The organism is Pseudoalteromonas sp. BSi20495, from assembly GCF_000241185.1.
GTDB lineage: Bacteria > Pseudomonadota > Gammaproteobacteria > Enterobacterales > Alteromonadaceae > Pseudoalteromonas > Pseudoalteromonas fuliginea.
In genome coordinates this window covers 1-14,648 of record NZ_BADY01000177.1, presented here as the reverse complement: position 1 = coordinate 14,648, position 14,648 = coordinate 1, and the positions used below count along the sequence as shown (strand labels likewise).

General features: G+C 39.4%; 10 protein-coding genes. 6 read left to right on the top strand and 4 right to left on the bottom strand.

The window, feature by feature from the left end:
* Positions 1 to 148: 148 nt before the first annotated feature.
* Positions 149 to 349 (bottom strand): ribosome alternative rescue factor ArfA, encoded by a 201-nt coding sequence (arfA, locus tag P20495_RS00975; protein ID WP_008139265.1) that lies wholly within the window; start codon positions 347 to 349, stop codon positions 149 to 151.
* A 216-nt stretch (positions 350 to 565) separates the two neighbouring features.
* On the bottom strand, positions 566 to 3,106 hold the full coding sequence (locus P20495_RS00980) for a TonB-dependent siderophore receptor (RefSeq protein ID WP_008139263.1): 2,541 nt from the start codon (positions 3,104 to 3,106) through the stop codon (positions 566 to 568).
* Between the two features lie 671 nt (positions 3,107 to 3,777).
* Between P20495_RS00980 and P20495_RS00985 the strand changes: the two genes are divergently transcribed.
* Together P20495_RS00985 and hemH are read left to right on the top strand one after the other, a co-directional pair.
* Positions 3,778 to 5,106, top strand: a complete 1,329-nt coding sequence (locus P20495_RS00985; protein ID WP_007377405.1) for an HD domain-containing phosphohydrolase — start codon at positions 3,778 to 3,780, stop codon at positions 5,104 to 5,106.
* Positions 5,107 to 5,180: 74 nt separating this feature from the next.
* Entirely contained in the window at positions 5,181 to 6,200 is a 1,020-nt protein-coding gene (hemH, locus tag P20495_RS00990) for a ferrochelatase (protein ID WP_008139258.1), read from the top strand.
* Between the two features lie 521 nt (positions 6,201 to 6,721).
* Here the strand turns inward: hemH and P20495_RS00995 are convergent.
* Positions 6,722 to 7,879 carry a benzoate/H(+) symporter BenE family transporter gene (locus P20495_RS00995; protein ID WP_008139254.1) on the bottom strand — a complete coding sequence of 386 codons (1,158 nt, stop codon included), beginning with the start codon at positions 7,877 to 7,879 and terminating at the stop codon, positions 6,722 to 6,724.
* Positions 7,880 to 8,255: 376 nt separating this feature from the next.
* Here P20495_RS00995 and P20495_RS01000 point away from each other — a divergent pair, with 376 nt between their 5' ends.
* A complete protein-coding gene (locus tag P20495_RS01000; protein ID WP_008139253.1) occupies positions 8,256 to 8,960 on the top strand; it encodes a hypothetical protein in 705 nt (234 codons plus the stop codon).
* Between the two features lie 88 nt (positions 8,961 to 9,048).
* Positions 9,049 to 9,792, top strand: a complete 744-nt coding sequence (locus P20495_RS01005) for a reprolysin-like metallopeptidase (protein ID WP_007378991.1) — start codon at positions 9,049 to 9,051, stop codon at positions 9,790 to 9,792.
* A gap of 94 nt (positions 9,793 to 9,886) precedes the next feature.
* Here the strand turns inward: P20495_RS01005 and P20495_RS01010 are convergent, their stop codons facing one another.
* Positions 9,887 to 11,110: an alkaline phosphatase family protein gene (locus P20495_RS01010; protein WP_007378990.1), complete on the bottom strand. Its 1,224-nt coding sequence runs from the start codon at positions 11,108 to 11,110 to the stop codon at positions 9,887 to 9,889.
* A gap of 190 nt (positions 11,111 to 11,300) precedes the next feature.
* On the opposite strand from P20495_RS01010, the gene dgt reads away from it, so the two are divergent.
* Entirely contained in the window at positions 11,301 to 12,767 is a 1,467-nt protein-coding gene (gene dgt / locus P20495_RS01015; protein ID WP_008139250.1) for a dGTPase, read from the top strand.
* Between the two features lie 238 nt (positions 12,768 to 13,005).
* Positions 13,006 to 14,502, top strand: a complete 1,497-nt coding sequence (locus tag P20495_RS01020) for a hypothetical protein (protein WP_008139249.1) — start codon at positions 13,006 to 13,008, stop codon at positions 14,500 to 14,502.
* Positions 14,503 to 14,648: the final 146 nt, after the last annotated feature.

Here is a 14,648-nt window from a genome sequence, read left to right as displayed (position 1 = left end):
CAGCTTGCTGGCGTAACGAGTGCAGCTTGCTGGCGTAACGAGTGCAGCTCGTCATATTTAAAATGGAAAACAGACTTTAAAATTAAAAACGATGCTTCTCGCGTGAGTTAGTTCTGCGCTGGCGAAAGCCCTATTTGATCGGTGCTATTTAAGCCGCAATTAAATAGGACTCTTGTCCTGAATGCTTGTTGCTACGCTTAAACGAGCCTTTGCCTTTTTTAGCTTTAACTACTTGTGGTTTAAATAATTTAGAGGTTACCAACGCTGCTAGTGCATTGTGGTTTATAACGCCTCGTCCTGTGTCTACCGCGCCGGTGTTTGCGGTTTTTGCTTTAGATTTTTTAGTCATATATTTCCTATCAACTAATGGTTATTTTAAGTTAAATAATAAAGAGGCTTTTATATTGGCCTATTTAAGAGATGGCGATTGTAGGCTTAATTTTCAACCGCGCAAGTATTTTTAATGCCCAACAGGTACTTTTTAATAATAAAAAAGCATAAAAAAAGCGCAGTTAATAACTGCGCTTAATATTACTTTAGTTTACTTTACCTTTTTATAAAATAATTAAAAACTAAAGCTTACTTTTGCATAATACGTTCTGCCGTCAAAACCGTATGGCAATGCGCGTACAGGGTATTTAAATGCACCGTTGGTGATAAAATTAAGTACTTCGTCATCACCTAATTCATCTGGCGTTTCGTCAAATACGTTATCGGCACCAACCGAAAGCGCAAACATGTCGTTAATTTGGTAGCTTACATTTAAATCAACTAACACAGCAGACTCAACTGTACTTGTTGGTTTAAATGAACCCGTAGGCGAAAGCTCACCTGGTAATGAAATATGGTCGTTACCAAAGTATTTTACGTCTGTTTCGCCAAAGTAGTTAAAGCGAATGGTTGATGTGTAGGCATCGCGTTCGTAGTCAAACGTAAGCGTTGCACGTTCGCTCGGTTGTCCGTCGGTAAAAAAGCTACGTTGTAAATCATCAAAAGCAACCGCTTCAGGAATACCGTCTTTTGCATTTACGCTGTCAATTTTAGTATCGTTTAGGTTACCTGCAAAGGTTACTCCTAAATTGCCGCCTTCAACTTCAGTGCGGTACGATGCAATAATATCAACACCTTGCGTAGTAGAATCAACCGAGTTTGAGAAGTAGTTAGCTTGCACTGCACCAGTTGCTTGTAGCGCTGCAACCGCTTCTGAGCTAAACGATACGTCGTCAACCGAAAGTAAGCTGCCAAGTGTAATACGGTCTTCAATTTCTACACGGTAAAAATCAACCGTTAACGAAAGCTCGCTTGTTACATCGTAAACAAAACCTGCACTGTAGTTTGTTGATGTTTCAAGCTCTAAGCTATCTACGCCTAGCGCACTTGGGAAAGCGGTCCCAGTGTTTGCCGTGAACGACTGCGTTAATGTGCCGTCTGAGCCTAAGTTAGTTGTAAAAGCTGCATAACCACTTTGTTGAAGTGATGGCGCTCTAAAACCAGTAGATAGCGCACCACGTACTGCAAAGTCATCTGAAAATTCATAACGTGTTGCTAATTTACCAATTAAATCATCCCCAGCATCTGAGAAATCTTCATAGCGTAGCGCACCACTTACGTTCCATGCGTCGGTGATCATAGTTTCTACGTCTACATAAACTGCGTAGCTGTTACGGTCGCTGTCGTTAGCCGCTTCAGGGCGTAGGCCGTTATAAGCTTGAAAACCACACTGTGCAAATTGATCCGGATCGTTTACTGATGGGTACGAGGTATCCATATTTGCTAGTCCACAGGCGTATGATGCTTCATCGCCAGGCACTATTTCGTAGTTTTCTTTACGGTATTCGGCACCTACTGTTACATATAAAGGCTCACTACGGCCAATATCTACAATACCGTTTACATCAAGGTTAACAGTTGTTTGATCAAATCTAAAACCACCTGAGTAACCGCCAGTAGGGCCTGAGTTTGCTGCAATATCGGTATCGCTTGCACTTGGGTTATTAAATAAATACTCAGCCGCGTAAGAAGCGTTTAATGTATTGCGTGATGTAAAATCGTATTGGTTTTCACCATAAACAGCCGATACATCGTAAGTCCAATCTGTGTTTATATCGCCTTTAAAACCAAGCGCGACTGAAATATCTTGTGCTTCATTATATATGCGCGGTAAAAAACCATCACTATATACTTGTGTTACGTTTTTAGACGCTTCGTTAAAGTTACGGTAAAAACCATTACCCAGCGCCGTGCGCTCTGAGTAGCCACCAAACGAGTAAAGCTCACCGTCGCCCATTGGTAATGCCATGTTGTAGAATAACGACGTAAATTCACTTTCTGAGTTACCTTGGCCCCAGCGTACATCTTCACTTAGCGTACCTGGTTCAACATTAAGCGAACCACCCGTATCGCGCTCGGCGCGGTTAGTGCCGTCGGCATCACGGTACTCAAGCGATAGGTTAATAAAGCCGCCTTCGTTACCTAATTCAAAACCACGGTTTAAACCTGCTGAAATAGTGTCGCCGTCACCTTCACTTGTGCCGCCGTATTGTACAAAACCCGTTGTAATACCGGTTGAGTTATTAAGAGATAAGTTAATAACACCTGCAATCGCGTCAGAGCCATACTGCGCTGCAGCGCCGTCGCGTAATACTTCAACGCCTTTAAGCGCCGTTAACGGAATGGCATTCATATCAGTACCCGCAGCGCCTGCACCAACTGTACCGTTAAGGCCAAAAATTGATTGGTTATGACGACGTTTACCATTTACTAATACAAGGGTTTGATCTGGTTGTAAGCCGCGAAGTGTTGCGGGTCTAAATAAATCAGAACCGTCTGATACTTGTGTACGCGAAAAGTTAAATGAAGGCGCTGTCGCTTGAAGGCTTTGGCCTAATTCGGTAAAACCACCTTTAGTTAAATCATCCGCGTCAATTAAATCTATAGGAGAAGAAGACTCTGTAGAGGTGCGGTTAGATACACGCGATCCTAATACAGATATTTGCTCTATGTTTTTAGCAGCTTGCACTGGTGCTTCTTCTGCGTTAACAATGCTTGGTGCGCTAAACGCAAAAGCAACGGCTACAGCAAGTGTATTTAAACGGTATGTTGACATAGTGACGACCCTGTTTTTTTGTGTGTTCTTATAAATTATTTAAACCACTTTATTAGCAGCCTGTGCAAACATCCTAGCAACATATACAAATAAAAAGAAACAAAAAATGGTGTAATTATGCAAATATTTTATAACATAAGAAAAAAACACTTAAAAGTGCGTTAAATACATACAAAACAGGTATTAATTTTCAAATTACCAGATTTAACGTTTTGTTTACAATGTAAATTATAATGGTTATTGTCTGTTTTGACGGGTAATGAACAAAAAATACTCGTAACTTAGTCTAAGGCACTATTTACTTTTATTTCTTCGTCGAAAATAGCATATAGCGTAAACAAGCATTTTTAACTTGCCGACTACTCAGCAATTAACTTTAAGCATAAACATTTAGGGCGTGTTGCTCTTTGGTGGTTGAACTTGCAGTAAACTGCTTGGTTTTTAGGCAAGGCCATGTAGTGTGGTTATTATCCATAAGTAGTCGATAACGCAGCATAAATACCAAACATGCGCTGCCCGAAAGGTTCTTTCTAGGGACTAATTTTAATCCACAAAGATCAACGCGCCCTAATCATCTTTGACAATTATGTAACTGGAGTGATTTTTTGAGCTACGCTTTAATAAAGTAATCTTAAATAAAAAATACATTATTGACTTGTAAGGATAAAGCTATGACAGACACAGCTAAAAAAGCTGCCATGACTCACATTGATGTACTATGCGTTGACGATGATGAAATAGTATTGCGTTCACTCACCCGTTTACTAAAAACAAACAAACTAACGGCGATCGCGTGCAGTAACCCCGAAACAGCTTTAACACATTTAAAAAGCCACGAATTTGGCTTAATCATCAGCGATATGCGCATGCCAAAAATGAATGGCGCACAGTTTTTAGAGCAAGCCCGTAAGCTTGCGCCTGACACACAGCGTATTTTATTAACAGGGTATGCCGACATAGAAACAACCTTAGCCGCAGTTAACCAAGGTCAAATAAGCGGTTATATCCAAAAGCCTTGGCAAAACGATCTGCTACTTGGCAGCATTAATAATAGCCTTGAAAAATTTCAGCTAAAAAAACAAAATCAAATACTTGAAGAACAAGTAAAAACTCAAAACTTAGAACTTATCGAATTAAACAATGATCTTGAACAACGTGTAGAAAAACGAACTAAACAAATCAAACAAGTTTTAAAACAATTAGAAGAAGCAAGTGAACGAGAAAAAATAGAGCATAAATCAACCGTCGAGCTTTTATATAACTTTATAAATGCAAACCCTTATCTCGATGGAAATAGGGCACAAAACATTGCCAATACCTGCACCCAAATAGCGCTCTATTTAAATTTATCGCAGAAAAGTATCGATCTTGCGCCGATGGCTGGCTACTTAGCGCAAATAGGGTTACTTGCCATGGATCCTGATCTTTATAAAAAACCAGTCAATAAATTAAGCGAGTCGCAGCGTAAAACATTTTATACGCACCCAAGCACAGCGCAATTAATGCTAATGCCAGCAACACATTTACATGATGTTTCTGACGCTATTTACCATCAGTTTGAGCGTTATAACGGGAATGGCATGCCAAAAGGCTTAGCCGGCAACGATATACCGATTGGCGCAATGGTGTTGGGTTTAGCGCGTGATTACTGGGATGCTTTTGAACAAAGTAATGCCGCAAATGAGCAAGACCGCCATGTACATGCGCTCGATACTGTAAAGCTTTATAGCGGTACATTTTATCACCCTAAAATTGTACGTGCTCTTGAGGCTAGTCAAACAAAAATGCGTGAGCAAAAAAGCTCAGCTGGCTCAATACTTATTTGTAACGCTAGCGAACTGAAAGAGAACATGATTTTAGGACACGCTCTGCATAGCCACACAGGCATAATGCTATTACCAAAAGGCCATATATTTAGCCGCAAATCAATCGAAAAACTGCAACAGCTTGAAGCCAAAAAGCCGACTCCATTTAGAATAATGGTTAAAACCGCTAAATGATTGATCTAAATCGCAGTTTTTTTCGTTACAATGTGTCTAAAATAAATTAATGACTTTGCTTGAAGGAGCACACCGTGTCGCGATTTTCTGCCGTTACCGACAATCCCCACGATCAGCGTTTTAACCAAAAAACGGGAATATTGCTTACCAACTTAGGTAGTCCTGATGCGCCGACGGCTGCAGCACTGCGTATTTACTTACGAGAGTTTTTATCAGACCCCCGTATTGTAGAAATACCACGCCTAGTATGGATGATTATTTTGCATGGTATTATTTTACGAGTCCGCCCTAAGCGTTCAGCCAAATTATATGAAAGTATATGGACCGAAAACGGATCACCACTAACCCATATTACACGCCAGCAAAGTATTAAGTTAAATACCCTACTAAAAGAAAAAGGCTACACCAATACCGAAGTTGTTATGGCAATGCGCTACGGCAATCCATCTATTGAAGCTGGCCTTGAAGCCTTACGAGAAAAGGGATTAACACGTATTGTTATAATGCCAATGTATCCACAATATTCGAGCCCAACTACGGGTTCTACGTTTGATGCTGTATCAAACGTACTGCGTAAATGGCGCTGGGTACCAGAGCTACATTTTATAAACGGCTATCATAAAAATACACGCTATATTGAATCGCTTGCAAACAGCATCAGTGAAGATTTAGAAGCCAACGGCATGCCACAAAAATTGGTTTTTTCGTACCACGGCATGCCTAAACTATTCTTAGAACGAGGCGACCCGTATCATTGTTTGTGTTTACAAACGACCCGTTTAGTAGTAGAAAAGTTAGGCTTGGATAAAGATAAAGTAATTAGTACGTTTCAGAGCCGCTTTGGCAAAGCTGAATGGTTAAAACCTTATACCGATGCAACACTTCAAAGCCTACCAAGTGAGGGAATTAAAGACATAGCGATTATAAGCCCTGCTTTTAGTGCTGACTGCCTCGAAACACTTGAAGAACTTGAAGGCGAAAATCGTGAAATTTTTGAAGAAGCTGGTGGCGAAAAATACCGTTACATTGCGGCACTCAATGACCGAGACGATCACATTGAAGCCATATATGATGTACTAAAACCGATGTTATAAACGTTCATAACTGCGCATAAATAGTGACTTTTAAGCGGTGTTAGCATTAACACCGCTTTTTATTTTATAAAACCTCACCTACAACAATCAAACACCCAACTTGTAGGTGCGAATTTACTTCGCGCATGCAAAAACTTAAAAATTAGCGAGGTATAAAACCTCACCTACAACAATTAAGCACCCAACTTATAGGTGCGAATTTACTTCGTGCTTGTAAAAAGTTAAAAATTAGCGAGGTATAAAACCTCACCTACAGCAATCAAACACCCAACTTGTAGGTGCGAATTTACTTCGCGCTTGTAAAAATTAGCGAGGTATAAAACCTCACCTACAACAATCAAACACCCAACTTATAGGTGCGAATTTACTTCGCGCATGTAAAAGCTTAAAAATTAGCGAGGTATAAAACCTCACCTACAACAATTAAACACCCAACTTGTAGATGCGAATTTACTTCGCGCATGCAAAAGCTTAAAAATTAGCGAGGTATAAAACCTCACCTACAACAATTAAGTATTAACTCAATCCTTTCGGGTAATCATTACCGTGCACACACCTGCGATAATTCCCCAAAAAGCAGATCCGACCGAGAGCAGCGTTAAATCTGACGCTGTAACTAAAAATGTTACAATGGCAGCTTCAGTATATTGCGAGCCATTCAATGCTTGCTGCAAACTATTCGCAATAGTGCCAAACAGTGCAATACCTGCAAGTGCCAAAATAAGTGCTTGTGGTAAAGTTGCAACTAGCCCAACTAACGTTGCAGCACATAACGCCATTATTATATAAAAAACACCACCAGCAATACTTGCCCAATAACGCTTATCAGGGTTTTTATCCGCTTCTTCGCTCATGCAAATAGCGGCGGTTATTGCAGCTAAATTTATAGAATATGCCCCAAATGGTGCAGTTATAATATTAATGAAGCCTGTCACATTAAGTGATGCAGAAATAGGTACTTTATAATTATGTGCTTTGAGAACGGCTATACCGGGCAAATTTTGCGACGTCATGGTGACAATATAAAGTGGTAAACCAATGCTAATACATGCTTGTAAGTTAAACATGGGAGCGGTGTAAGTAAATTGGCTCATTTTCCAATGCAATGCAGTCGTATCAATATTTCCCATACTCCACGCCAGTAACACACCCACAATAAGTACACTAAGCATTGCAAAGCGGGCAAAAAATCGCTTACCTACAAAGTACATAAGTACCATTAAGCCAATCACTAAAGGCATGTCGTTCATAAAATTAAACACGTCAATGCCAAACGTAACAAGTACACCAGCAAGCATGGCACATGCTAGTTCACTGGGAATACGGTTCATTATTTTTTCAAACCAGCCCGTTATGCCTGACAAAAAAACTAACAACGCCGATAACATAAATGCACCAATCGCTTCATTCAAGTTATACCCTTGAGCGCTTGAAATAAGTAATGCAGCCCCAGTAGTAGACCATGCAATTAATACCGGCACTTTATAATAATACGATAAACCAATGGAACTAAGCCCCATAACCAAACCAAGCATTAAAATCCAGCTGGCAACTAAATCAGGAGTGCCTCCTAGGGTAATTACGACTTGATAAATCAACGCAATTGAACTCGAAAAACCAATAATAACCGCTACGAGTCCTGCTGTAATTCGATTAAGCAACTGATCAGAAACCGCCATAAATCTCTCTAATATTTATTTTTATGTACACAACATACGTGGCTAATATTTTCTTTGCAATTAACTATTACGCTACAAAAAGTGAAATAAATTCATTTTTATTTTTTACCTAAATTAATGACCAAACCAACATAAAACTATTGTATTAAACAGAATAAAAAAGTTATCACAAACAATCTAAAGCCCGCCAAAACACTGGAAAAATCAGTACATAACCACTCAATATTTGTACCTATAAAAAATAACCATAAGTTTAATAAGGGATTTAAAAATAAAGTGCTTAACACTTTTTGATTACATTTATTCGCTTGATCTAATCTAATTTATGCTATAAAACGTAACAAATAGTTAACTTAAAACACCAAAAGAGAAACAGATGAAAAAAGTTGCAGTCTTAATTATTGCCATTCCCTTGTCGGCATTTGCACTTTATGAACTATTTATTCATACCGACCACACTGCAGAACCAATTGCACCTGTAGCAATTGACTTACTGCCGGTTAGTACTCTTCGTACACAAAATACACATGCGCCAGCCCCTATTGATATGAGTAAAGATCCTATTAATGTCAAAGCGGTTTCAGCCCCAAAACAAAATATGACATTTAATGAATTTGATGCTGTAAACCGCATCTCAAATAAAGCAAAACAAGTACTTATAAATGCAAAAGTGTTACCAACTGACTTACATAATGAAGCTTACATTGAATTTGACTTAGCTTCATTGCAGGCATTAAAAGCGGGCGAAAACTTCGACTTAGCAATTCCTCAAACAGCCGAAACGTTCACAGCTGAGATCACTAATGTTATTGAATCAAGCAACGGTGATAAAAGTATATTTGGCCGCGTAGTTGGCGTAGATGGCGCAATGCACAACACAGTATTAACCGTAGGAAAAGACGCCGTATACGGGCAATTTACGGCACCTTCGGGTAATTACGTATTTGAAAGTAAAGGTAAGTATGGCTGGATAGCTGCAAAACGTGATTTATATAAAAATCATATAGAGCATGACGTAACGGCACCTAAACCTAAAATTGAAAAAGGTGTAGACATATTTGCACCAAAAATAGATGGCTAATTAACCAAATTAAAAATTTGAGCGCACCCGTTGCGACAATATTTTAAACACCAAAAATCAACCACACTAAGAGTAAGGAAATACAATAATGAAAAAAGTAATCACTACAACCGCTGTTGCAGCAGCACTATGTGTAGCAAGTGTTGCACAAGCAGAAACTATTGATATCGGTATTTTATATACAGATCAGTCAGCAGCGGCTACTAGTAATATCAACACTAAAATCAATCAGCTAATTGCCTTCACAAATCAGGTTTATAGCCAAAATGGTGTAGGTATTACGCTGCGTTTAGCGGGTACACAAAACCTAGGTGACTATGCCATTACACCATCAGAGCAGTGGCTTGATTCGGTAACCGAAAGCAGCTATGTAGATGGTTTACGCAGCGATTGGAAAGCCGATATGATTGCCGTACTAGGTACTGGCGAAAGTGCTGGAAATGGACTTATTTCATGTGGTTTAGCATGGGTTGGACAAGGTACTAACGGCAACCTATACAACTCAATGAGCGACCGCATGTATTCAATTACAGCTATTGATTGTGGTGCAACTACGTTTGTACATGAACTTGGTCATAACCAAGGCTTAGCACATTCACGTAAACAGGGTGATACTTCTGGTGGTGTATACACTGACGGTATGGGTCACGGTGTACAAAATGAGTTTGCAAGCATTATGGCCTATCCACATGTATATGGAAGTGCAACACAGTACGACTACTTCTCTAATCCTAATTGGAGTGTAAATAACATACCATTTGGTGTAACTAACCAGTCGTATGCTATTCGCACTGTAACAGCAACTAAAACAAGCATTGCCAATTTTAAATAAATGCTTATAAAAGTGGGCTATCCATTACCCACTTTTAAAAAATAAACATTATAACCTTCCCCCAAGAGCGCTTAGCGCTCTTTTTTGGTAAAGCTTAATGTACAACCATTTTTTGCTTTATAGCGGGCATTAACGTTTTACCGTCACCATCAACTTTGCTTAATAATTTAAGACCCATTACTTTTGCAAGCACAGGATAAATATCAAGATTACTTACTTTATCTAAGCTAATTCCTTCTTTAAAAGCAGGGCCACTAGCTATAAACGTAGCAGCCATGTCATCGGTATAGGCATAGCCATGCGTACCTAAATACATCGGCTTTTTAGTATTAGTAAACACCGCAGGTGCTGTGGTTTGTACAACGATATCGCCCACACGCGTACCTTTATTATAATGATAGCCTGCTAATTGTTCATCAGTTAAAACGGTATAACGTCCTTTAGCCGCTTTTTCTAAACGCGCTTTATAGCCTGCTATATCAGCATTTTCAGCATTCGGTTGTGTATAAATAAGTAAACGAGGGCCTGTATTTTTAACTAAAAAGTTTTCATCTTGAGGCAATGTTGTTACATCAATACTTTTATCTGGGTTTACGCTCGTCATACCGTGATCTGATACAATTACTAGGTTTACGTCTTGCTCTAATTTGCGTAGGCGAGTTTGTAATTGCCCCATCAACTCATCAAGCTGTTTAACTGCATCTCGAGTTTGTGGTGCGTCTGGCCCAAATTCATGACCCATGCTATCAACCAACGAAAAGTAACTTGCAATAAAACGCGGGCGCTGTGCTTTTGGTAAACTTAACCACTGAATAATTTGATCTACACGGCTTTGGTAATCGCTATATTTAGAATAATGGTAAAAGTAATCGGGGGTCATGCCGTTAAATAACGCATCCGACTCAGGCCAAAAGTACGTTGCTGATTTAAGCCCCTGCATTTTTGCTAAATTCCAAAGAGGGATACCTTTTACCCAAGTGCTATCGCCAAGTGCTTTACCCATACTGTAACACTCATTTTTGCGGGCTTTATCGCAAAAGTTATTATCAACAATACCGTGATTGACAGGAAGTAAGCCCGTAATAATAGAAATATGATTAGGAAACGTTTTAGTAGGATAAACAGGTATTAACTTTTGAGCGCGAACGCCGCGATCGGCCATTGCCTTTAAGTTTGGCGCACCGTGCTTTTCAATGTAATCCCAACGCAGACCATCAATTGATACAAGCACCACCGTTTGTTCTTTTGCTGCAAGTGCAACATTACTCATTCCTGTTAATAGGCAAATTGATATTACCTTTAAGATCCACTGCTTCATTATAAATACCCGCCTAGTTAAAAGTGCGCTAATACTGAAAATAATGATTTGATAATACAATTGACTGCCAGCAAATGATACAAGCGCCTGTACCTAACTCATCTAGGTGTATATATTAACGTAAGTATATTAAAAAAGAATGACACCGCGCACTCACTTTGCCAGTCATCAACAATCAAAAAGGACAACGATGACTATTGATTTTAGTAAAAAAATAACCCCTGCGCGCATGTATCGCACAACATCTAACTTGCAAATGGCGCTTGAAAGCGACCGAGGTCGTATAATAAACAGTGCTGCTATTCGTCGTTTGCAACAAAAAACACAAGTATTTCCACTTGAGCGTAATGCAGCCGTTCGTTCGCGCCTTACTCATTCGCTTGAAGTACAACAAGTTGGTCGTTTTATAGTGCAGCGTATTTTTGCTAATTTAAGCTACCAACAACAAAAAGACTACGGCCTAACAGGACTAGAACGCCCACTAGAAAGCCTAGTAGAAATGGCCTGCCTCATGCACGACATAGGCAATCCGCCATTTGGACATTTTGGCGAAGCAGCTATAAATCATTGGTTTAATAATAATTTGCTAAGCGTTACACCCAAACGTTGTAAAGAGCCAAATACAGGCATTGGCGTTGTTTTTAAACACCTTGCACTGGATATTTGTAACTTTGAAGGTAATGCGCAAGGCATACGTATTATTCACTCTTTGCAAACACTCAATCTAACCTACAGTCAAAGTGCGGGGATTTTAAAGTACACCCGCCCAGCAGGCCTTGATACAAAAGACATACCACAAAATAAAAACTACTTAATGAAAAAAGTTGGGTATTACTACAGCGAAAAAAGCTTCGTAGAAACACTACAAAAAGAATTAACCATAGAGCCTTATTGCCGTCATCCTGCCAGTTATATAATGGAAGCTGCTGATGATATTTCATATTGTCTTGCCGACATTGAAGACGCTGTAGAAAAAGATATTATAAGCACTGAGCTATTATGCATTCAGCTTAAAAGTCACTATAAAAAAGCACTTATAAATCTCACCATTGACGATTCTGAACACCTAGATTTTGTAGATAAAGCCGTAGACTACGCACTCGAACGCGCCAAAGCACAACCATATAACTTTAACAGTGAATTTTTTATATACTTGCGCGTTTCACTCCTGCACCCGCTGGTGAGTCATGCGGCAAAACGCTTTATCGAAAACATAGAGCCGATTTATCATGGCGACTTTAATCATGCCCTTTTAGAGGACAGAAGCCACCTGCATGCTGTTACCAAAGCATTAAAAAATGTAGCGCTTAAATATGTGTTTTCAAACAAAGAAGTCGAAAAGCTCGAACTGCAAGGCTATAGAATCATTAACGGCCTACTTGATTGCTATAAACCATTACTATTATTAAATAGCGACGATTTTAAACGTGCGCTCAATGGCGATTCACGATTATTAATCGAGTCAAGATTAGTTAAAAAGCTATCTAAAAAGCACTTAAACAGCTACTCACATGCCATTAACGCCATGCAAGAGGAACCTGATCACTTTGCCGCATACGAGTTTTATTACCGTTGTAGATTGATTCAAGATTACATAAGCGGCATGACCGACCAATTTGCCTACGACGAGTATCGTAGCTTAATGGTAATAGACTAATAACGCGGTAAGTTTTAGGCTCTGTTGCCTTTTAGGATTAAAATTTGTTCAATTTAGGGGCAGCGCATGTTTGGCATTTATGCTGTGTTATTGCCTATTTATGGGGAGCAACCACACTGCATAGACTCTGCCTTGCCTAAATACCAGACATACAACCTCGAAAGATAACCAGCCCCTAGATAAATTTTAGTTTTGCGCTTAAAATCGAACTATTAATGTTTAAGCGCTATTTACCTTTATGATCACTTTACTAACACGCCTTACCTTTTGTTTTGCCCTATTTTATAGCGTTAACAGCGCAGCATATAACGAAGCCATGTGCATACTTATAAAACAAGAAATACAGCAAAATAGTGGTGATAAAACAAGTCGAAAATACAGAAACGCAATACGCGACTACAACAATAACTGTAACAAACCCAAACAAGCCCAAACATACCCAAAGCCGCCAATAGAAAGAGCTCCGGTTATAACACCAGTGCAATCTCAAGTTGTGGAGCCAACACTTAACACGCCACAAAATCCAGCAACACTACAAACGCCACTGCCCGTTAGTATTAAAAACGAGCAACAACAAAACACGATTGAACAGCCAAATATTAATAATGAAGTAATAATAAATGCAGAGCCTCAAGCCAAATCAGTTATTGATCAACAAAGTACACAGCCACTAAAAAGCAGTGTACCTGTAAAGGTTAAAATACCAGCAAATATAACTGCTCCCGTAGTAAAACCAGCACCGGTTATTGTACCTGCACCAATAGATCAAAGTTCGCTGCTTTTACCTAGCTTATTATTTGTAATAGTAATACTTATTGCTGTGATGGTATTAATACGTTTACGTCGCACTAAACAAAGTAAAACCGAAATTATTGCGCCTGTGGTAGCTGAAACACAGGTACTTAAATCACAAAAAATAGCCACACCATTAAACGTAACTACGAAAGATGCGCCTGAAATAATAGATGAAAATAAAACAATAAAGAGCAACCAGCCACAATTAAAAGCCAATAAAACACAAAAAATAAACGCCGACCACAACAATATTGACGAAGTCTTGCCTACAACATTAGCGCAGACAAACGAAACAACATTTACTGAAATAAAACCAAAATCAGAACCAAACTACACCGAATTTGCAGCAGCCGCTAAAACCACTGAAGCGCAAGTTAACAAGGCCAATCGCTTCACTGAGCCACAAGTACAAGAACTTGACCCCCATGCTCAGCCGATAAAAAAACAATCTAAACAAACAACACAATCTTCTGCAACCGTGCACAGTAATCCACTCATAAATAATGAGATAAAACCGGTTATCGTAAGCCCAGAACCGTTAAAACCTAGCGAAACGACTGACGATTTACATACACCTAAAAAAGTAGCGACCCCAGAGTTTACCAACTTTAGTTCCGCGCACAATTTTAAAGAGCCAGAAATACGCACCTTCGATCCAAATGCTCCGCTACCAGGCGAAAAAGTAATGTCTAAAGCAGCACCAAGGCCTATAAACGCAGAACGTGAAACAACAAAAAGTGCAGCTGAAAAAAAAGAAACAGTAAACAAAGCAAGCAGCAATCCGTTTGCAAACTTATCGCTTGATGAAAGCTGGGATCCAAATTCGGCAGAAAAACCAACTATAGAAGAAAAAAAACGCGCACCTAAATCACAAGCACTCATTGACGCAGAAGAACGCGCTAAAAAAAATGCAAACCAAAGAATGATCTGCCTGCGATAAAAACGTAAGTGCGATTTTACATCGCGCTTTGGCTTATAACTTTAACGCTCACCTAACTCCTGTAGACGCAAAGCTTGCTTGCGTGAAAAGCGCAGCTTTTAATTTATAAATGGGCCTTATCGCCACAACCTTGTACATGCCTAAAA